13 protein-coding genes are annotated in these 21545 nt (G+C 67.7%); 9 read left to right on the plus strand and 4 right to left on the minus strand.

Features of this window, described 5'->3' with window-relative positions; genetic code table 11:
• Positions 1-21: 21 nt before the first annotated feature.
• From VT03_RS11275 to VT03_RS11285, 3 genes are all read left to right on the plus strand, one after another.
• Positions 22-2826, plus strand: a complete 2805-nt coding sequence (locus tag VT03_RS11275; RefSeq protein WP_075093076.1) for a tetratricopeptide repeat protein — start codon at positions 22-24, stop codon at positions 2824-2826.
• 284 nt (positions 2827-3110) lie between these two features.
• A complete protein-coding gene (locus tag VT03_RS11280) occupies positions 3111-4085 on the plus strand; it encodes an adenosine kinase (RefSeq protein WP_075097057.1) in 975 nt (324 codons plus the stop codon).
• Between the two features lie 556 nt (positions 4086-4641).
• Positions 4642-5457: a hypothetical protein gene (locus VT03_RS11285; RefSeq protein WP_075093077.1), complete on the plus strand. Its 816-nt coding sequence runs from the start codon at positions 4642-4644 to the stop codon at positions 5455-5457.
• A gap of 64 nt (positions 5458-5521) precedes the next feature.
• Here the strand turns inward: VT03_RS11285 and VT03_RS11290 are convergent, their stop codons facing one another.
• On the minus strand, positions 5522-6910 hold the full coding sequence (locus tag VT03_RS11290) for a hypothetical protein (protein ID WP_075093078.1): 1389 nt from the start codon (positions 6908-6910) through the stop codon (positions 5522-5524).
• Positions 6911-6983: 73 nt separating this feature from the next.
• Here VT03_RS11290 and VT03_RS11295 point away from each other — a divergent pair, with 73 nt between their 5' ends.
• A complete protein-coding gene (locus VT03_RS11295; protein WP_075093079.1) occupies positions 6984-11726 on the plus strand; it encodes a DEAD/DEAH box helicase in 4743 nt (1580 codons plus the stop codon).
• 404 nt (positions 11727-12130) lie between these two features.
• On the opposite strand, the gene VT03_RS11300 is transcribed toward VT03_RS11295, so the two are convergent.
• Positions 12131-12370, minus strand: coding sequence for a hypothetical protein (locus tag VT03_RS11300; protein WP_075093080.1), 240 nt, complete (start codon positions 12368-12370; stop codon positions 12131-12133).
• A 1030-nt stretch (positions 12371-13400) separates the two neighbouring features.
• Between VT03_RS11300 and VT03_RS11305 the strand changes: the two genes are divergently transcribed.
• From VT03_RS11305 to dusB, 3 genes are read left to right on the plus strand one after another with little or no spacing between them, the layout of a single operon-like run.
• Positions 13401-13973 (plus strand): RNA polymerase sigma factor, encoded by a 573-nt coding sequence (locus VT03_RS11305; protein WP_075093081.1) that lies wholly within the window; start codon positions 13401-13403, stop codon positions 13971-13973.
• Positions 13970-14440 carry a hypothetical protein gene (locus VT03_RS11310; protein ID WP_075093082.1) on the plus strand — a complete coding sequence of 157 codons (471 nt, stop codon included), beginning with the start codon at positions 13970-13972 and terminating at the stop codon, positions 14438-14440. Before VT03_RS11305 ends, VT03_RS11310 begins: the two co-directional genes overlap by 4 nt.
• 16 nt (positions 14441-14456) lie before the next feature.
• Positions 14457-15515 carry a tRNA dihydrouridine synthase DusB gene (gene dusB, locus VT03_RS11315; RefSeq protein ID WP_075093083.1) on the plus strand — a complete coding sequence of 353 codons (1059 nt, stop codon included), beginning with the start codon at positions 14457-14459 and terminating at the stop codon, positions 15513-15515.
• Between the two features lie 275 nt (positions 15516-15790).
• Here dusB and murJ read toward each other — a convergent pair whose 3' ends face one another.
• On the minus strand, positions 15791-17464 hold the full coding sequence (gene murJ, locus VT03_RS11320; RefSeq protein ID WP_075093084.1) for a murein biosynthesis integral membrane protein MurJ: 1674 nt from the start codon (positions 17462-17464) through the stop codon (positions 15791-15793).
• A 52-nt stretch (positions 17465-17516) separates the two neighbouring features.
• Positions 17517-18017, minus strand: coding sequence for a hypothetical protein (locus tag VT03_RS11325; protein WP_075093085.1), 501 nt, complete (start codon positions 18015-18017; stop codon positions 17517-17519).
• A gap of 545 nt (positions 18018-18562) precedes the next feature.
• Between VT03_RS11325 and VT03_RS11330 the strand changes: the two genes are divergently transcribed.
• Positions 18563-19180, plus strand: a complete 618-nt coding sequence (locus VT03_RS11330) for a GNAT family N-acetyltransferase (RefSeq protein WP_231870645.1) — start codon at positions 18563-18565, stop codon at positions 19178-19180.
• A 415-nt stretch (positions 19181-19595) separates the two neighbouring features.
• Positions 19596-21338 (plus strand): trypsin-like peptidase domain-containing protein, encoded by a 1743-nt coding sequence (locus VT03_RS11335; RefSeq protein ID WP_075093086.1) that lies wholly within the window; start codon positions 19596-19598, stop codon positions 21336-21338.
• Positions 21339-21545: the final 207 nt, after the last annotated feature.

A 21545-nucleotide genomic window follows, 5' to 3' on the forward strand; every position in this document is an offset into this window, starting at 1 on the left:
ACGCCCTCCCCCAGGTGTGCCATGTTGAAAGCGTTCCCGCGAGTTGCGATCGGAACGGCTCTCCTGCTGACTGGATGCCAGAGCTCCGGCTGGATGCTCGGCATGCGGAAGCCGCCCGGCGCGGAAGCGATGGCGGATGCGTCTGCGGGTAAAGGACTGATCCCCTTCAACAAGAAGGGAGACGCCGCTGCCGGTGTGGAGACCTTCACCAAGAAGGGGCGGGAGCAGCTTCAGGCGTACTACAAGGACTCGAGCAGGCCGTCTCATCTGCAGGAGGCGGAAAAGAGCTTCGAGCGGGCCCTGCTGGTCGACCAGAAGAGCGCGGAAGCCCATCACGGACTGGCGGTCTGCCTCGATCTCCAGAAGCGATATCCCGCCGCCGAGGAACACTACAAGAAGGCGATGGCGGCCGACCCCGGCAATGGGACCTACGTCGCCGACCTGGGGTACTCGTACTACCTCCAGAACCGCTACCCCGAAAGCGAAAAGCTCCTGCAGCAGGCGCTGTCGATCGATCCCTCCAATTCGCTGGCGACCCGCAACCTGGGGATGACGTACGCCAGGCAGGGGAAGACGGAACTCGCCGAAAGCACGTTCCGCCGCGTCATGAACGACGGCGAAATCCGGCAGGCGATGGCCCAGGCATCCACCCCCTCGTCCGACATCGCCCTGGCGAGCGCCGAGCAGAAGAAACCGGCGGGCGCGTCCGCCGCTCCTCCGGGAAGTTGGGAAGAGGTCCAGGCCCGGATGGAAGAGGCGCGGCAGACCGCGGTCCGCGACCGCGACACCCGCAACCGGCAGCAGCAGATCCGCCAGACCGGCGTCGATCCGCGGGACTACCGCGGCCGCGATCCCTACGCCGACGTCAAGCAGAACCTGGCCGACCTCGAACGCTCCGGCTCCGCGACCGCCCGTCCGAACGGTCCGGTCTATCTCGATGCCAACGGCATCCAGCCGGTGCCGCACCAGGCGACCGTCTACCCGGAATCGCAGCAGACCTATCATCCGGGTGGAGCGATCCAGCAGCTCGGCCATCTCGAAGTCCCGGCGAACGCCCAGAGCTGGACCCCCGGTGCCGGCTCACCCCACGCCGCTCCCTCGCAGCCGACGAGCTACGCCGCCGGCTACCCCGCGCAGCCGTCCGCTCCCCATGGGGCAGCGGGTCAACCGCCGCAGGGCCGACCGTCGCAGCCGCCGTACTATGACGCCGGCGCGGGATTCCAGCAGACGCCCCAGTTCCCGCAGCAGGGACAGCCGGCGGTCAACGCCTATGGGGCCCGCACGCCCCAGGGGGCCCAGTCGGCGGCCGCGCCCGCCGGCGGGATGAACGCCTATCCCGGCCCCGAAGGCTTCGGCAGCGGCGTTCCGATGCCGGGGCAGAACATCCAGCAGGCCTCGGCTCAGGGAGCGGCCTATGCTGCCGCCCAGGGAGGAGCCAATGCTCCGTGGGGACAGGATGCCCCTCTGGTTCCGAACACGCTCAACCCGGCGATGTCCGCCGGGCCGCAGATGCCCGCTTTCCCGCAGGGTTCGCCGCCGCCGGGCGTGAGCCCGTACGCCGCGAATGTGCCCGGGGCCGTCCCTCCCGGTGTCGGTCCGGCTTCGTTCAACCCGCCGCAGTTCGGCGCCACCCCGCCCGGTCCGGTCGGGCCGGGTTCCAATCTCGGGGCGGCTCCCGCCCTCTTCGCGCCGAATCCGAACGGCGCGGCGGCCGCGGCGATGATGATGCAGCAGGGGGGCAACATGGCTCCCCAGGCCGGATTGCAGTCGGCCGGCGACCTCGAGCAGGCCAAGAGGCAGGCCGCCATGACCGGTCTCGGGGTGGGCCCCGGCCCGCTGTTCCAGTCCCCGTCCCATCCGGGCAGTGAAGCCGCCGCCGCGCGGGGCGCCGCCTTGAACGCTCCCCCGAACGCCGGCTCGATGACCTGGCCCACGATGCCGGGCGCTGCCATGCCCGGGGCCGCCATGCCGGGCGGTATGATGTCCGGCACCGATCCTCGTGGACAGGGTTTTGGGGCTCCTCCCGCCGCTCCCCTGACGATGCCCGCCTCGCCTCCACCGGCGATGAACGGAGCTCCCGATGGACTCCAGGCACCGCAGCAGCTCTGGAACGGCGCTCAGGCGTCCGCTCCCGGGCGGATCCTTCCGACGAATCTCCAGGTTCCGGACCTCCGGCAGGCGGGCCATCCGGACGTCGAGTCGACGTGGGACCTCTACCGCCAGCAGACGAACCAGCTCGGACAGCAGACCCCGGCGCCCTCGGCAAACTACCGGACTACGAACCAGTTCGCCGCCGGCTCGCCGTTCAATGGTGTGAACCCCGCCGGCGCACCGCCGTCCGGTGCGGCCGCCCCCACGTCGCTCCCGCCGGTCGATTCCCTCCAGACCTACGAGGCCGAGCGGGCCCGCGCCTTCCGGATGGAGCAGCAGAACCAGCAGATCATCAGCCGCACTCCCTCGAATGCCGTTCCGTCCCCGGCGTCGCAGCAGCGGATGCTCGACCCCAACATGGCGGCTCCGGCCGATCAGATGATTCAGACGTGGGGGAACCAGTCGATCGTCCCGCCGGCGTACCCTTCGCGGATGGCGGATGAGTCGTCGTACCGGGCCAAGGACTACGACCGTGGCGTCGAAGCTCCTTCGCAGTATCAGCCGCTCCAGAACGAGTACCAGGCGGGGACGGTGATTCCGGAACGCTATCCCGGTTCCAATCCGCCGCCGTCGAACTACAGCTCCTCGTCGAGCCGGTCGTCTGGAGCCACCACCCCGGGCAGCTACCGCAGCTCGGCTCTTCCGGCGATCGTTCCCGCGGGAAGCGGTCGGTAGGCGGAACTGACCGGGGACGTGGGAACAGGGGATCGAGAACGTCACGTTGCCTGCTGGCGACGTGACGGTTCCTCTTGAGGTCCGCGGATTTCCGGCCCATTCGCTCGGGATTTGCGAGAGTCACGCTTCGACTCGGTATCGCAGGACAGTACGCTCTCGGCTTTGTGGAGCTCTCCAGCCGGCCTGAGGGTGACCGCCGCGCGGTCCCTGGAGGCCGGTCGATGTCGGCCAAGGAGCTCCGTGATTCCGCCTCGTTCCCGCAGTCATTCGATCCCGACCCGCTCATGTTCGACGTCTACGCCATCGGCAACGCTCTTCTGGACATTCAGGCCCACGTCAGCGACTCCGTGTTGGAAGAGCTGAAGTTCGCCAAGGGGATGATGACCCTCGTCGAGCTGGAGACGCAGAAGAAGGTCCTGCACCACATTCTCGGTGCGAAGATCAGCCGGTGCGCCGGGGGCTCGGCGGCGAACACGATCATCGGCCTGGCGCAGTTCGGCGGGAAGGGGGCCTTCGGCGGTAAGGTCGCCCGCGACGAGATCGGTCAGTTCTATCTGAAGGATATGGATGCGGTCGGCGTGGCGACGGCGGTGGAGCCGGTCGACGGCCAGACCGGGACGAGCGTGATCCTCATCACCGAGGACGCGCAGCGGACGATGCTGACGAACCTGTCGGTCGCTTCGACGCTCACTCCGGACGACGTTTCCGAGAAGCAGATCCAGTCGTCCAAGTACGTCTATGTGGAAGGCTATCTCTTTGCGGGGGAGCCGACCCGGCAGGCGGCGTATCGGACGATCGAGCTCGCGAAGCGGCATGGCGTGAAGGTGGCGCTGACGGTGTCGGATCCGTTCCTGATTCAGTATCACCGGGACGAGTTCTGGAAGCTGATCGAGGGTCCGGTCGATCTGCTCTTCTGCAACCTGGAAGAGGCGCGGGCGCTGACGGGGAAGCTGGATCCGGTGGATTGTGCTCAGGAGATTCACCGGCATGCGGAGAATGTGGCACTGACGCTGGGTGGTGACGGTTCGATCCTGATGCATGAGCGGCAGGTGATTCCGATTGAAGGGGTGTCCTGCAAGGCGGTGGATACGACGGGTGCGGGGGACATGTATGCCGGGGCGATTCTGTACGGCATTACGAATGGGTTGAGCTGGAAGCAGGCGGGTCATCTGGCGTCGCGTGCGGCGGCGCGGGTGGTTTCGCAGCTGGGAGCTCGTCTGGCGAAGCCGATGACGGCGGAAGAGATCCGTCAGGGGTAAGTGGCGATTCAAGCGAGGCGCACTCCAACCGGGTCCAGGGGGACCCTGGTGGGGGATGCAAGGGGGCAACGCCCTCTTGCCCGCCGGAGGCCTGGCCGTCGAGAGATGTCTGAAGGAGAGCGTGTCCAGGCGCGGACAGCGTGCCGGATGCCCCCACATCAACCCGCGGGGATTCCAGAGCGGGCGGTGAGTCTTCAACGCCGGTACCACAAAGGGGACATCCGCTGTGTCCCACGGTTCCTCATTGAAGTGCCTCCGGCGGCAAGGGGGCGAGGCCCCCTTGACCCCAGGCTGCCGTCGCACATTGGTCTTGAGGTGGCACAGCCGCGCCGGCCAGGACGCGGTTCGAGCTTCAGGCCGTTCTCGCTGACATTCTTCGCAGATCGCGACGCAATCGCTTAACGCGGCCGCGACAAACTGACCCCCGCAGAGCGGAGTGATTGTCTGAACGGTGGCGTACCGCCCCGCGGGCCCGGTCTTTCCCCTCGTGAAAGAGATCCGGCGGGACTCGCGGCAGAGCAGGACGCTCTCGTCTTCATCAGGAAGAGTCCGAGCGATGTGGTGGACCTTGCTGACGGCGGTGGCCGTGCCGACGACAGGGTGCCTGGCCTGGCATCGATGGAACCGCGTCCAACTCTATCGCCGCCTCGCCAGCGAGCGAACCTCCCTCATCGCCCGCCAACACGTCGGCTTCGACCTCCCCTCCCCGGCCGAGTCCACGCGCGAAGCCTTCGCCCGCGAACCGATTGCCCGGATCGACCGAGTCCTGACCGAAGAGACCCGTCAGGCCGCCCTGGCCGAGTGTGCGCAGCATCGCTCCCTGATCGAACGCAGCTACGTCCCCGGCCACAAGAAGGGGGGAACGATCTGCTACGAGCGGGTCCACCGCCACCTGCCGATCTGCCTCTCGATCTACCACTCCCGCGTCCTGCAGGACTACCTGTCAGACCTCATCGGTTCGGAAGTCCGCCCGACCGGGGACCATGATCAGAGCTCCTGCTCGGTCCTGATGTACACGGAAGCGGGCGACCACATCGGCTGGCACTACGACCACAACTTCTACCGCGGCCGACACTTCACGGTCCTGATCCCGCTCATCAACCGGAGCGCCGCGGGAGACGGCGTCTCGCAGAGCCTCCTCAAGCAGCAGCGTCCGGGGAACGAGGACGCCGTGTTCAGTACCGCCGCCAACTCCCTGATCCTGTTCGAAGGGGCCCGCATCCGGCACTGCGCGACGCCGTTGGGAGACGGCGAACTTCGGATCATGCTGAGCATGACCTACGCCACGGACTCGCGAATCCGCCTCTCGCACGAGATCGCCCGCCGGATCAAAGACACGGCGTTCTTTGGCGTCCGAGCCCTCTGGGACTGAGCCGACCATGACCGGCGAGCGGTGGGCGTCAGCCCACTGATCACATCGTCGTTGTCGTGCGGAATCAGCGGGCTGACGCCTGCCGCTCGCCGGTCCTGATGAGGCTCACCAATCCGGCGAAGACCGGCGCCCCCAGAAACACCCCCGCGGCATCCGTGAACCGCCCCAGGGGCGGGCAGACGGGAATGACGACTGCGAGGTTGAGAAGGGCGTACAGCAGCGCGAGCCCGACGAGCAGTCTCAGTCCGGGCTCGAACGCTGGCCACGAGTCCGCCGCAAACAGAAGCCGACACAGAACCGCTCCCACCAGAAGCCCCACGACGAGCAGCGCCATGGGGTTGTCGAGAATGTCCCACGCCAGCTTCTTGGCCCCCTGCCGCGTCGCTTTCACCACCCAGACCGCGTAGTCGCGGGGGTGCTGGAACAGGAGAGCCGTCCCGAGCCGCCGCAGCGGCCCGTTGATCGGCTGTCCGTCGCCGGCGACATGCTCGGCAGCGGGGACGAAGTCGGACCAGATCGTCGGGTCGTAGTCGTTCTCCATCCGCAGGTAGTGCAGCCGCGGCTCCGCGGCGTACGGGCCGCGGGGGGCTTCGTTGACGCGGTGCTCCAGCGCCGCGGCCGCGATCGGCCGCAGGTCCTCCGGCAGCCGGGGCATGTCCCCCTCCTCCAGAAACTGCCCGGTGATCCCGACGAGGTTGTACCCCCCGAACGACACGATCCCGAACTGCCCCACGACCACCTGCCGCAAGCCGCAGTACGCCAGGAGCGGAAGCACAACCATCAGCCCGACACGAATCAGCAATCCCCATCGCGACCGCCTCGTCGCGGGCGTTACCACCGACGACGCCAGCACGGCGAGAACAGGACAGAGCACGATGACAAAAAGATAGGCCGGTCGAACCAGCCACGCGGCCGTCGCCGACAGGATCAGCAGAAGCCCGGACAAGACGCCGCCTCGGACCGAAAACGAAATCGTGGCGGCGCAGGCCAGGATCCCCAGCGCCGCCGCGAGCGTGTCGGTCGCGACCGTTTCCACGTAACCGTGGAGGATGTTGGCGTAGAGCAGCGAACTCGCCGCCGCGAGCGCGATCCCCGTGGAGGCAGCAGCACGGCGAAGGGCCGCCAGGAACACCGCCGCGGCCCCGAAGTAAGCCAGCATCTGGAGCGTCGGCACCACGGCATGGTCCCCGCCGAACAGCGAGGCGAGCTTCAGGAACGCCGGGTAGCCGGGAGTCCGGATGCTTGTCAGTGCCCCGCGAAGCGAGTCCCAGGGAAAGTTCGCGTAACCGACCGTGTCCCGAACGACTTGCGGCGCCAGCTTTCCCGTTCGCCACAGCACGCCCGCCACGGCCAGCATCTGCAGTCCCAGGAGGGCCCATGCCGAAAGCGGCGGCCGCCCCGGAACTTCGGTCGGCGTGGAAACCGCGGCGGCGGCACTTGAGACGACAGCCATTTGAAGGGGACGCAGGGGCGCGGGCGAAGGGGGGGACTACGCGGTGGGAAACGGGGCGGGTATCATAAGCGGCATGATCAGCTCTCGCATGGACGGATTCTCCTTTCATCCCGTGATCCGGGAGTGGTTTCAGCGGCGGTTCCGGAATCCGACAGACCCGCAGGCCCAGGGCTGGCCGCACATCGCCGCGGGAAAGCACACGCTGATCGCCGCCCCGACCGGGAGCGGCAAGACCCTGACGGCGTTCCTGGCGGTCATCGACCGCCTCTTCCGCGAAGCTGCCGAGGGGAATCCCGCGGATGAAGTCGAGGACGACGAAGCCGAGGAGAGCCTCGCCGCGGAACCGAAGCCCGGCATCCGGGTCATCTACGTCTCCCCTCTCCGGGCTCTCTCGAACGACATGCAGAAGAACCTGGAGCAACCGCTCCAGGAGATCTATGCCGAAGCGGCCGCGCAAGGCCTGAATGTCCCTCCGATCCGGGTCGGCTTGCGGACCGGCGATACCCCCTCGCACAAGCGGGCGGCGATCGTCAAGAACCCGCCGCAGATCCTGGTGACGACTCCCGAGTCGCTGTACCTGATGCTCACCAGCGAGCGGGCGCGAGAGGTCCTGCGGAGCGTCGACACCCTGATCGTCGACGAAATCCACGCCCTTGTCCGCGACAAACGGGGCTCGCACCTCTCGCTGTCGGTGGAGCGCCTCGCGGCCCTGACGAACAGACCGCTCCAGCGGATCGGCCTCTCGGCGACGCAGAAGCCGATCGAGCGGATGGCGGAGTTCCTCATCGGCGCCCGGCCGGCCGAGACGCCGCCGACCGAGCCTCTGCCTTGTGCGATCGTCGATGTCGGCCATCAGCGGGAGCTGGATCTGGCGATCGAGGTCCCGCCGTCGGAGCTCAGCGCCGTCTGCTCGCACGAGCAGTGGGCGGAGGTCAACGCCCGGATCGTCGAGCTCATCAACACCCACCGCAGCACTCTGATCTTCGTCAACACGCGGCGGATGGCGGAGCGGGTCACCTATCAGCTCACGCAGCTTCTGGGTGACGAAGCGGTCGGCAGCCACCACGGCTCGCTGGCGGCGGACATCCGGCTCTCGACGGAACAGAAACTCAAGAACGGCGAGCTCAAGGCGGTCGTGGCGACGGCGTCCCTCGAGCTCGGGATCGACGTCGGCTACATCGACCTCGTGATCCAGCTCGGCTCTCCGCGTTCGATCGCCACCTTCCTGCAGCGGATCGGCCGCTCCGGGCACGCCCTCGGCCTCGTCCCCAAGGGGCGGCTGTTCGCTCTGACGCGCGACGAAGTCCTGGAGTGCATGGGGCTGATCCGCGCCATCCGCGCCGGCCGGCTCGACGTCATCCCGATCCCGGAATCCCCGGCCGATGTCCTGGCCCAGCAGATCGTCGCCGAAGTCGCGGCCCGGGAGTGGTCCACCGACGAACTGTTCGACCTCACCCGCCGGGCGTACCCCTATCGCGATCTCCCCCGCGAGCAGTTCGACAAGATCCTGACGTTCCTCAGCGAAGGGCTCACGACCGGAGCCGGCCGCGGAACGACGCTGCTGCATCACGATCAGGTCAATCGCCGCCTCCGATCGCGGGCCGGATCCCGGATCAACGCCACCACGAACGGCGGGGCGATTCCGGAAGTCGACCAGATCCGCGTCGTCCTCGACCAGGAGCAGACAGTCGTCGGCTCGGTCGACGAAGAGTTCGGCATCGAGAGCCAGGCCGGCGACATCTTTCTGCTCGGGAACACGTCGTGGCGGATCCTCGCTCTGCGGGGGAATGACCTGATCGTCGGCGACGCCCAAGGCGCCCCGCCGACGATCCCGTTCTGGCGCGGCGAAGCTCCCGGCCGGACGATCGAGCTCTCGGAGGAGATTTCCGCGCTCCGAGAGCAGTTGGAGACGCGGATTCGCGAAGCCCTCCCCGCCGCCGGGCTGCCGAGCTCAGACGACGAAACCGCCGCCCCCTGGGCGCCCCCCGCCGCTCTCGTGCGGTGGCTGGTCGACGAAACGCACTGCACCCCGCACGCCGCGGGACAGATGGTCGAGTATGTTGCGGCCCAGCAGGCGGCGGTCGGACTCGTCCCGACGCAGACGCGGGTGATCTTCGAGCGGTTCTTTGACGAGTCCGGCGGGATGCAGCTCGTCGTTCATGCCCCGTTCGGCAGCCGGATCAACCGCGCGTGGGGCCTCGCGATGCGGAAGCGGTTCTGCCGCTCGTTCGACTTCGAGCTCCAGGCGACCGCGGACGACGACGGCTTCATCCTCTCGCTCGGCCCGCAGCACAGTTTTCCGATCGAGAGCCTCTTCCCGATGATGCGGACCGACAACGCCCGCAACCTCCTCGAGCAGGCGATCCTGGCGGTCCCGATGTTCCAGTTGCGGTGGCGGTGGAACGCAACCCGGGCCCTGCAGGTGTCCCGGATGCGGAACGGCAAGAAGGTTCCGCCCGCTCTGCAGCGGTTCCGCTCAGACGACCTGCTGACGGCGGTCTTCCCCAAGCTGACCGGCTGCCAGGAGAACATCGTCGGCGACCACGAGATCCCCGACCACCCGCTCGTCCAGCAGACCATGGAGGACTGCCTCCACGAGGCGCTCGATCTCGACGGTCTCCTCGATGTTCTCGGGAAAGTCGAAAGCGGCGCGATCACGTTCGTCGCCCGCGACACGCGCGAGCCTTCGCCGTTCGCCTACGAGCTGCTGAACTCGAACCCCTACGCCTTCCTCGACGGGGGCGAAGTCCAGGAGCGGCGGGCCCGCACCGCGCAGACGCGGCGGTCGGTCTCGGTCGAGAGCGCCCGCGACCTGGGCCGCCTCGATCCGGCCGCCATCGCCCAGGTGATCGAGGAAGCCCGGCCGCTCATCCGCAACGCGGACGACCTGCACGACGTCCTGCAGAGCCGGATCTTCGTTCCGCTTCCGGAGCTCGTCTCGACGCTCCGCAGTCCCCCGCAGCTTCTCGCCCCCATCGAGTGGGTCCCGCTGGCGGACCGCCTGATCGAAGACGGACGGGCGGCCAGGGTCACGCTCCCCTCGGGCCTGCAAGGGTGGACCTGCGCCGAGCGCTGGCCGGCGCTGCGGGCGATCTTCCCGGAGGCGCTCGCGGAACCGCCGCTCACCGCACCGGCCTCGGTCCGGCACGACTGGACCGACGTCGAAGCGAGGCTGACGCTCATCCGCGGGGCGATGGAGATCGCCGGACCGGTCACGGCGCACGAGCTCGCCGGCGTCATGGGGCTCGCGGAGAACGAGGTCTTCGCCTGCCTCGAAGCGCTCGAAGGAGAAGGGATCGTCCTGCGGGGCCGGTTCCGCAACGGCTCCGCCTATGATCCCGCCGGCGATCCGCGGGCGACGGATGTCGAGTGGTGCCATCGCCGGCTCCTTTCCCGCATCCACCGCAAGACCGTCGCGGGGCTCCGCCGCGAGATCGAGCCGGTGGACGTCCCGACCTTTATGCGGTTCCTGTTCCAGCACCAGTGCGTGCTGCCGGGGGCGCGGAGGAAGGAATCGACGGGGGCTTTTGACGCGATCGTCCAGCTTCAGGGGATGGATATCCCGGCGGTCGCCTGGGAGCGGGACATCCTTCCCGCGCGAGTCGAGAACTACCGCCGCGAATGGCTCGACGAACTATGTCTCACGGGGGAAGTCGGCTGGACCCGGCTCCACCCGCCGGGCCGCGATCCGGAGAAGGCCCGGCCGATGGCGAGCCTGACCCGGGTCGCCCCGATCTCGCTCTTCCTCCGCGAAGACCTCGGCTGGCTGATGACCGGCGCGGAGCCTTGCCCCCGCGACTCGCTCAGCACCCCCGCTCAAGAGCTCGTCGAGCACCTGGAGCGCGGCGGAGCGATGTTCGCCACCGATCTTCTTTCGGCGACCCGGATGCTCCCCGCTCAGCTCGACGACGCGCTCGGCGAGCTCGTGGCCCGCGGCGTCGTCACCTCCGACGGTTTCTCGGGACTCCGCGCGCTTGTGCGGGAAGGCTCGTCCGAGTCCGGGGCCGCCAGGACCGGCCCCAAGGTCGTGCGGCACCGCCGCGCTTCCTCGACCGGCCGCTGGACGCTCGTCCCGACCCGCCTCGCGACCGAGATGCCGGAGCCAACGCCCGATGAGCGGCGGACCTTTGTCGAAGAGTGGGCCTGGCAGCTTCTCCGCCGCTGGGGCGTGGTCTTCAAGGACCTACTCACCCGGGAGCAGGGAACCCCTGCATGGTGGGAGCTGGTGCAGCACTTCCGCCGCCTTGAGGCCCGCGGGGAGATCCGCGGCGGGCGGTTCATTCAGGGGGTGGCGGGCGAGCAGTTCGCGCTCTCGGATACGGTCCGGACGCTCCGCGACCTGCGCGAGGCCCCGGCCAAAGGGGATGCCGTCTCTCCCGCGGTTGCGATCTCGGCCGCCGATCCGCTCAATCTCGTCGGGATCCTGACCGACCACGCTCGGGTTCCCAGCACGGCTGGGAACCGGATTCTCTATTGGCACGGCAGGCCGGTGGCTCATCTCATCGGCGGCGAGTGCACGATCTACCCGGACTGTCCGCCGGAAGCGATTCCGATCGTCCGGCAGCGGTTCGAGCTCCGCGTCGCCGGGCCGGCACCCTCGCCGGTGCCACTGCGGGAGGACGTTCCGACGCCGAGTCCGGCCAGCGATTCTGCGGCCCCGGCTCAGAAACCGCCAGCCGCCGAAGATCAGAAGGATCAGAAGGATCAGAAGAATCAGAAGAATCAGAAGAAGCGCGCCCCGGCCCGCGTCCTCCTGCGGCCGGCCTCCAATCAGCGAATGTTTCCCTCGGGAGCGCCGCGGCCACGGTTCTCGTAGGGGGGATGCGCGACTCAAAGTGCCCAGTCATCGGGTCCAGGGGCACCCTGGTGGGGAGTGCAGAGGGGCAACGCCCCTTTGCCCGCCGGAGGCCCTCTCGTCGAGAGATGTCTGAAGGAGCACGTGTCCAAGCGCGGACAGCGTGTCGTATGCCCCCACACCAACCCGCGGGGAATCCAAAGCGGGCGTTGAGTCCTCAACGCCGGCTCCACAAAGCGGACATCCGTTGTGTCCCACGGTTCCTCAGGGAAGTGCCTCCGGCGGCAAGGGGGCCTGTGTTGTTTTTTGGCCCCTTGACCCCAGGCTGCCGTGGCACGTTGGGTTTGAGCTATCGAGTCGTCCCGGCAAGGACACTGTTTGAGCCAGCGGGATGAACCATTCCGCTCGCCCCGCTTACCGTCCGTCTACCGCACCCTGGCATACTCCAGCGCCCGGGTGCCGTCGGTCGCGAGCTGAATCGACTTCTGGTCCTCGGCCCGCTGCTTCATCGAAGTCGAACGGCGCGGAATCAGATCGAACCCGAAGAACGGCGTCGGCGAGTTGCTGTCCATGTGGAAATACTGGTTCCCCATCTCGCATCCCGAAGAGGAGGCGAGCAGGACGAACGGCCCCAGCAGGGCCAGGGCAGAACGAAACCGGGACATGATCGAACCCGCTGATCGTGCGTTAGGCCCTTGCGGGCGGGTTTTCAGTTTTTCAGTCGTCCGCTTTCAGTCATCAGCCAGGCGCTGCAGCCGCAGGTCGACGTCGAACGTCCGCCTTCCCGGTCCTGACTGAAAACTGACAACTGAGAACTCACAACTTCCCTCACTTCGCCGAAGTCGGTTCCCACTGCTCCGGAACGCTGAACGGACTGATGGCGGAGATCGCCGCGCATCCATTGAAGCTGACGAGAATCAGGAGGAGTCCCAGGGTCAATCGCGTCATGTTGCTCTCCGGGGCAAGTCGTGGGGATCGGGTGATATCAGCTCGGCCGGAGAGGGGGGAACGGGATTTGGTCGTTTAGCGCGCTTTCTAATCACCGCGAGCCCGTCCGTCGGCAGCTTTTGCCACAAGAAGAGGAAAGCCGCCTGGCGCGACCCGTCCCCTGGGAGGGCGAGGCTCCAGCCGAGCCGCGGCGATGGCTCCCGCGGCCGATCAATCCTCGACGCCGCGCAGCGAGCGACCGCGTCATTCCCCTCGCCGTCTTCTCTGCGTCCTCCGTTTCTCTGTGTTTCAAAACTCTTCCGGAAGAGGGAAACACAGAGGCATAGAGATCACGGAGAAAGAAGGAGATACCGCGCTCCGACCAACGGGCCAGCGGCAACGACCCCGCCTCGCCACGGACCCGCAAACCTGACAATCGAAGGATTTTGGGGACGCACTTCGCGAACGCCCTCACAGAAAACCTCGCCCAACCACTGTTCGCACCCCTGGCCGGCGAAGAGGTGAGGGGGCATCCGGCACGTTGTCCGCGCTTGGACACGCCCTCCTTCAGACATCTCTCGACGGCCAAGCCTCCGGCGGGCAAAGGGGGGCCAAGAAAACAACACAGGCCCCTCTGCACTCCCCACCAGGGTCCCCCTGGACCCGGTGGATGGGGGTCGTCCATTTGCCGCGAACACTTTCTTACGACCACCACATTCTCCCAAACGACCCTTGCCCCAACCGTCCACCACCCGCTGAAATACCTGCATGGCCCCCAACGACCGGGAACTCATGCTGCGCGTCCAGGCGGGCGAACATAATCTGTTCGCCCAGCTCGTGGACCGCTTCCGGCCCCGGCTCCTCCGCTTTGCCGCCAACAAACTCGGCGACCGCACCGCCGCCGAAGACGCCGTCCAGGAAACCTTCCTCGCCGTCTTCGTTTCACGAGCGTCCTACGACTCCCGGTTCGCCCTCAGCACCTGGATCTGGACCATCCTCCTCAACGCGTGCCGCAAGGCCCACGCCAAACGCTCCCGACCCCTCGTCGCCTCCACGGCCTCCCTGGGGACATCGCCGACTCCCGCCGAGTCCGAACGATCCGAAGACCGCGAAGAACTCCACGCCTGGCTCGCCCACCTTCCTGAAGTGGAAGCGGACGCCCTCCGGCTGCGGTTCTTCGGCGAACTGAGTTTTGAAGAGATCGCCGCGGCCATGAACAGCAGCGTCAGCGGAGCGAAAGTCCGGGTCCGCCGTGGACTCGAACGCCTCGCCGAACTGGCCCGCCAGGGCCGCGTGGAACCTGTCCGAGATCCGGACCCCGTCCCGGGGAGTGGAACATGATCACCTGCGATCAAGCCTTCGACTGCATGACCGACGCCCGGCGGAAGGACAGCCCCGAGCTCGCCGCCCACCTTGCGGACTGCCCCCGCTGCCGCCAGATGGCCGAGACCCTCGCGCCCGCCGTCGACCTTCTCACGGGACCCGTCCCCCCCTGGATGAGCGGCGAAGCGGTCGCCACCCGGACCGCCGCCGACACCGAGACCGTCGCGCTCGCCGTTCGCTCCGCCCAGCGGCTCGGCCGGCCCCGCACGCTCCTCGGCACTCCGCTGCGGCGCAGCCTCCTCGCCTCGATGGGGGGCGCCCTCGTCGGCGCCCTGGCGATGGCGCTCCTGCTGCCCGCTCAGAAACCGTCCCGGCCCGCGGCGGGCGAAGTCTGCACCTGGCAGAACCGCAGCGCCGCCATGGTCAACGACGCCAAAACCCTCGCCCTCTCCTGCGTGGTCTGCCACATCCAGGACACCAAGTAGCTTCCCGAAGTTTCGCGTGAGTCCTCAGCCTCTCTTCTACGGTCCGCTTCGTCTTCCGACGCGGTATCTCCTCTCGCCGCTCGCCGGGTTCACGAACCTGCCGTTCCGACGGATCTGCCACGAGATCGGCGGACTCGGTCTCGGCACGACGGACCTCGTCAGCGCCCGCGGCCTGATCGAGGGGAGTCAGAAGACTCTCCAGCTCATCGCCACCTGCGCGGAGGACAAGCCGTTCGCCGTCCAGATCTTCGGCGGCGAGCCCGAGGTCATGCGCGACGCGGCCCAGCTCCTGGAAGGCAAGGGGGTCGACTCGGTCGACATCAATATGGGCTGCCCGGTCCAGCGGATCACGGGGGGCGGCGCGGGCTCGGCCATGATGTGCCGCCCCACCGACACGATCGATCTCGTCCGGACCGTCGTTGAGTCGGTCCGGATCCCCGTCACCGTCAAGATGCGGCTCGGCTGGGACGAGCAGCAGATCACCGCCCCGTTCTTCGCCCGCGAGTTCGAACAGACCGGCGTCGCCGCCATCGCGATCCACGGCCGCACGCGGGCCCAGGGGTTCTCAGGCTCGGTCAGCCGGCCGGGAATCCGGCAGGTGGTCGAAGCGGTCCAGCGGATCCCGGTGATCGGCAACGGTGACATCCGGACGGTCGCGCAGGCGGCCGAGATGTTCCGCGAGACCGGCTGTCACGGGATCTCGATCGGCCGCGGCGCCCTCGCCAACCCCTGGATCTTCCGCCAGCTCGTCGAGCAGGAGATGACGGGGACTTTTTCGCCCGCGGGCTCGTTCGAAGACCGCCTCGAGCTGATGTCGCGGCAGTTCCGCTACCTCGTCGATCTCGTCGGCGAATACCGGGCGCTTCCTGCCTTCCGGAAGATGGCCCACTGGTATCTCAAGTCGATGCACGTCCGGGCTCACCTGCGGAACGCCTTCCAGGTCGCCCAGACCTGCGGCGAGGTGGCCGACGTTCTGACGGGGATCCGGGAAGAGGGCCCTTCCCGCGGCAACCGGACGGGCGAGCTTCCTGACATGCACATCCCCGTCCCGGCGGGACCGGTTGAACGCTGGTGAAGTCAATTACCGGGTCCAGGGGGCACCCTGGTGGGGGATGCAAGGGGGCAACGCCCTCTTGCCCGCCGGAGGCCTGGCCGTCGGACGCTGTCTGAAGGAGTGAGTGTCCAAACGCGGACAACGTGCCGTATGCCCCCTCACCAACCCGCGGGGAGTGCAAAGCCAGCGGTGCGGTGTGACGGAGTCCTCAGCGTGGATGCGGTTTGAGCGAGCATAGCTAAGGCGCAAGACCCACTCTCGACTCACGAATCCGAAGGACACCGCACCGTGGGAGCTCAAACCATCTCGACGGGAACGTCTTCGTCGTCCGTGTCCTGGTTTCCACGGCGGCGGCGCGGATACAGGAGTTCGGCCGGATGCGTGAGGCCGATCAGGTGCGCGATCGCCAGATACGTTCCCCCGCCGGCGACGCAGACCGTCGCCAGCCCCGCCGCGCTCATGCGGCTGGGGCCTGTGAATGCCCCGCTCAACAGGTAGCAGACCACGACCATCCCTGCCGACGCTGCGAGCGTCTTTCCGACCGTCCGGCCGATCGAGGCGGCGTCGAATGCTCCGAACCGGGTTGTTGCGGCCCAGACGCACAGACCCAGTTGAACGATCGCGGAGATCGAGCTGGCCCACGCGAGGCCGTCCCCTCCGACGAGGAACACGAGCGACAGGCTCAGCACCAGGTTGAGCGCGACGGCGATCGAAGCCATCCGGACCGGAGTCAGCCGGTCCTCGACCGCATAGAAGCCGCGGTTCACGATCAGCACCGCGATCGAGGCCCAGACGCTCACGCCGTAGCCGACGACCATCCGCGCCGTCAGGGCTGAGTCGTGGCGGTCGAAGTTCCCCCGCTCGAACAGCACCTGCGTCAGCGGCGCCGCGAGTTGCACGAGCGCCACGCTGGCCGGGATCCCGATCGCCAGCGCCATCTCGAGGCCATGCCCGTAGTCGCGGCGGAAGAGCGTCCAGTCCTCCCGCTTGGCTGACCGCGTCAGGACCGGAAAGAGGACGGTCCCGAGGGCCACGCCGAAGACCCCCATCGGGAACTGCAGCAACCGGTAGGCGTAGTACAGGGCCGCGGCGGTTCCTGTGGTGACCGTCGAGGTCGATCCGATGGCGGTTCGCTCTCCATCGGCCAGCCACCACGCCAGCGAGGTGTCCATTAGGGTGCTGGCCTGACTCAACAGCACTCCCGCCAGGACCGGCGTCATGGCGGCAAACACCGCCCGCACCTGCGGCCAGACCCCTCGCCAGTCCGACGTGAGACCATAACCGCGACCCGCCAGCACGACGTACGGAATGAGCAACTGCACCACCCCCCCGACGACGACTCCCCCCGCGACGAGCTGGATCCGATGGGCCGAGTCCGCCGAGGCCCAGGGAGCGACGAACGTGGACGCGATCCAGGCGATGTTGAGCAGCACCGGGATCATCGCCGGCCAGAAGAAGCTCCGCAGCGACTGCAGCACGGCGCACAGCTGCGCCGAAAGACAGATGACCAGCAGGTAAGGAAGCAGGATCGCGATCAACTGCAGCAGCAGCGTCGTCCGCTCGCTCCACGTTCCCAGGAGAAAGGCGAGGCCGATCGCTCCTTCGGCCATGAGAACGAAGACGACCAAGAGCGCCGCCAGCGTGAACAGGACGCCCGACGAGAGCCGGCGGGCTTCCGCAGGGCCGCGCTGCTCCAGCTCCTGAACGAACCGGGGGAGGAACGCCGTCGTCAGCGCCCCTTCGCCGAGGAGCTGCCGAAAGACGTTCGGGATCCGGAACGCGAGCGTGAAGGCATCCGACACCGTTCCGGCGCCGAACAGCCACGCCATGGCCATCTCCCGCCCCAGGCCGAGAACACGGCTGAGGAGCGTGCAGATGCTGACCAGCCGCACGCTGGCGAGCGTCGAACGGGTCGACGCGGGGGACGCGTCGGCCGTAGCCGGGGCTGTCGAACTGGGAGGACCGTCCATGTCGGACGGGGTTATAGAGTTCCGTCGAACTCCGCGACCAGCCCGTTGGAGTTCACGCTTCGGCGTGCTCCTCTCCGCCTTGCGGATTCGCCGTCGTCCCCTCCGGGGGCAACGGCTCCCCTCGACCCGTCCGCCAGATGCCGCGCCACAGTCTCTGCCCCGTCAGGGCCAGAAGCCCCGCCACAACCGCCACGATGATCCATCCGGCGGCGGGGATCGTCTCGCCCGTCCGGTCCTGGAAGTCGCTCGCGACTGTCGCCAGGTACACGAACAATGCGATCCACCCAGCCCACGGTCCCCCGCGGCCGGCGACCCCTTCGGCCAAAAGGACCGTCGCCCCGCACAGTCCCAGAACGGCCTGCGGTAGCGGGTATCCCGACTCCAGAGTAGCCGGCCCCAGCAGCGCTCCGGTCGAGCCCCCTACAAGTACCGCGGCGAGGAGCCGAACCCATCGCCCGCTTCCGGCCCGCCCCGGTCCGAGGATCCATCCCGGCAGCAGCGCCACCGCCACATAGAGGATGAGTGTCAGGGAATTCACCGGGACGCTGGGCATGCGAGACCACTGCGAAGGGAAACAAGAACGTGCCGATGGATGGTAGCCGGAGAGCCGCAAGTCCTCGTCTGTCCGGGGCATTGAGGAGGTGAAATGCCTTATGCCGTTGGCTCGCACGATGTTCTTGCCGACACGACTGTGCTCGCTCAAACCCAACGTGCTACGGCAGCCTGGGGTCAAGGGGGCCATGCCCCCTTGCCGCCGGAGGCGCTTCCATGAGGAACCGTGGGACACAACGGATGTCCCCTTTGTGGTACCGGCGTTGAGGACTCACCGCTCGCTTTGCAATCCCCGCGGGTTGGTGAGGAGGCATACGGCACGTTGTCCGCGCTTGGACACTGCGCGCTTCAGACAACTTTCGATGGCCAGGCCTCCGGCGGGCAAAGGGGCGTTGCCCCTCTGCACTCCCCACCAGGGTGCCCCTGGACCCGGTTGGGGAGCAATGCCTGACCAACATTGAGCAAACGCACCTTCTCCCTTCAGCCTTCCGCACCCTTTCGGGACGGCGGTACGATGCCAAGTACATCGCACCAGGAACACCCTCTGTGACGGTTGCCACCTATCGCCGGTATCAGATGGAGCTGGAGGTCCGGCGAAAGGCTCTCGCCGAGCCCGAGCTCCCCCCCGGCTACCAGTGGCAGTGCTGGCTCCCCGGCCGCTGCCTCGTCCACGCGCGGGTCAAGTACGAGAGCTTCGTCAACGACCTCGACGGACGCGTCTTCCCCTGCCTCGGCGACCGCGCCGGTTGCCGCCGGTTGATGTTCGACATCTCCCAGCACTCCGGTTTCCTGCCCGGCGCGACATGGCTCGTGGCGGTCGCCGGCCACGCCTCGCAGGACGCGGCCATCCCGTGCGGCGGCGTGCAGGGGATTCTCGTCTCCCGCCACTGCGGCAACATCCAGAACGTCGGCGTCATCCCCGAGCATCGCCGCCGCGGCCTCGGCCGGGCCCTCGTCCTGAAAGCGATGCAGGGCTTTCGGGCGGCCGGCGCACGGCGGGTTTCGCTCGAGGTCACGGCCGAGAACGAACAGGCGGTCGCTCTCTATCTGGACATGGGCTTTCAGGTCGTCAAAACGTGGCAGCGGTTCGTCGACGACGCCTCTGCCGATGAAGCGGAAGTGGAGGCGATCGTCTCCGGGAGCCTCAGCTCCGAGCGGACATGACGGCGGCAAACCCGTTCCCGCCATCGGGATCGGCGCGAGCCTCAGCATGATTCGTTTTGCCGCACAAGCCCGCTGTCGCGAAACGGCGCATTCGTCTTGACCTGAATCACACAGACCTGCAATTCTTGCCGGTGTTGGCAGAACGCCAGCCGATCTGGTGCGACAGCGTCCACGCCGTCCACCCTACAGCACCCCTTCACGGCCCTCCGCGGCTGTCGACCCCTTCAGGCATGGAGGCCTGACCGGATGCTTCTTCGCAATCTCGCTGCGCCTCCTCAAGCCCTCCTCACTTCCTCGTCTCGCCTCTCCGCTCCTCTCGTCTCGCCCCCGTCCCTGCCTCGTTCCGTCCGTCGGTAGTCCCCACCACCGATCTCACGTTCTCTCCACGACTCGACCCCTCACCGGGAGTGTCCGCATGGTCAGTTCATCGACCTTCGTCGCGATCGTTCTGTCGATTCTCGGCGCCCAGGCCCGGGGCGAAGTCCTGGACTTCGGCCTCACGTACTGCGGCCCGTGCCAGCAGATGAACCCGATCGTGGAGAAGCTGGCCCGCGAGGGGCACCCGATCCGCAAGGTGGATGGGGAGCGCGATCAGGCCCAGGCGAGCCGATTCAACGTCACCCGTTTTCCGACCTTCATCCTCGTGGTGGATGGCCGGGAAGTGCAGCGGGTCTCGGGACTCCAGAGCGAAGAGCAGCTGCGGATGATGCTCGCCCGCATTCCGACCGCGACCCCCACGGCCTCGGCGGGCCAGGGTCAGGCGGGCAGCGTGGCCGCGGCGCCGCCAACCCGTCCCGTCAACGTCATCAATCCTCCCGGTCCCTTCCGCTCGAGCCTGGGCGAGGCGGCTCCCCTGCCGCGTCCTGCCAGCCACGATGCCCCGGTCGCCGCTCCGCCGCGCGTCGCCCAGGTGGAGGAGAAGGAGCGGATGTGGCCCTTTGGAAAGAAGAAGGACGCTCCGCCGGCCGTCCGCGCCAGCGGGCATGAACTCGAAGGCGCCGCCCCCGCAGTAGCGTCGATCGACGACATCCTGTTCCGCGTCAGCGTCCGGATCCGCGTTCAGGTTGGTGACAAGATCAACCGCGGCTCGGGGACGATCATCGAAAGCAAGCCGGGCCGCACGCTCATCATGACCTGCGGCCACATCTTCCGCGGGATCGACGAGACGGCGAAGATCGAAGTCGACGTCGCCCCCTGGGAGCAGCCCAGGAAGTTCGTCGCCCGGCTGGTGAAGCACGATCTCGAATCCGACGTCGGTGTGATTTCGATTCCGACGACCGAACCGCTGCCGGTCGCCCCGGTCGCCCGCCGCAGCCAGAACCCGAAGGTCGGCGATCCGATGGTCTGCATCGGCTGCAGCGGCGGCGCGAACCCGACGCGGGAGCAGATCCGCGTCACCGCCCTCGACAAGTACGAAGGCCCCTCGACGATCGAATGCGGCGGACTCCCGGTCCAGGGCCGTTCGGGAGGCGGACTCTTCGACGCCGCCGGCCGCCTCACCGGGATCTGCATTAATGCCGATCCGCAGGGACAGCGGGGCATCTACGCTGGCCTCTCGGCCGTGCAGGATCTGCTGACCGCTTCCAACCTGGCCTACCTCCACACCGAGCCCGAGACGCGGGTCGCCGAAGCGGAAGCCGCTCCGGCCGCGAACTCGCGGGATGCCGGCATCGCCTTCGGTGGCGACTCGGGCAACCCGTTCGGCCGGTCCTCGGCGAACGATCGGGCCGACGCCGCTCCGGCGGTGGATCCCCGGAGCCTTCCGGAATCGATGCGCGGCAGTGTCGCGATCAGCCCGGCCGTCGTTCCGGCCTCGGCTCCGGCGGCTGTCTCCGCTCCGCTCGATATTCCGGCCGATGAGGCGGAGGTCGTGGTCGTGATCCGCAAGAAGAACCAGCCGCAGAACGCTCCGCGGGTGATCGTGATCCACGAAGCGAGCGCGAAGTTCCAGCAGTACCTCGAAGGGGAACTCGGCCCGGCGGGTGCTCCTGCGATGTCGACCGCCGGCTTGGATCAGGGGGATCGTCCGCTGGTTGCTCGGCGGCCGGCTGCTCCCGCGGACTATGCTGGGGAATCGAAGGCCTCGCGGATCGGTCTGCCGCAGACGACTCTTTCGGAAGAGGTCCCGGCCCGGCCGTACGTGCGCCGGAAGAAGTGATTCGAAGGTTCGTCCGCGTTCTTGCCGGACGGACGCCTTAGCTCAAACCCAATGTGCCACGGCGGGCTGGGGTCAAGGGGGCCATGCCCCCTTGCCGCCGGAGGCACTTCTGTGAGGAACCGTGGTACGTAACGGATGTCCGTTTTGTGGAACCGGCGTTGAGGATTCCACGCCCGCTTAGTAATCCTCGCGGGATAGGTGAGGGGG

This window comes from Planctomyces sp. SH-PL14 (assembly GCF_001610835.1).
Lineage (GTDB): Bacteria > Planctomycetota > Planctomycetia > Planctomycetales > Planctomycetaceae > Planctomyces_A.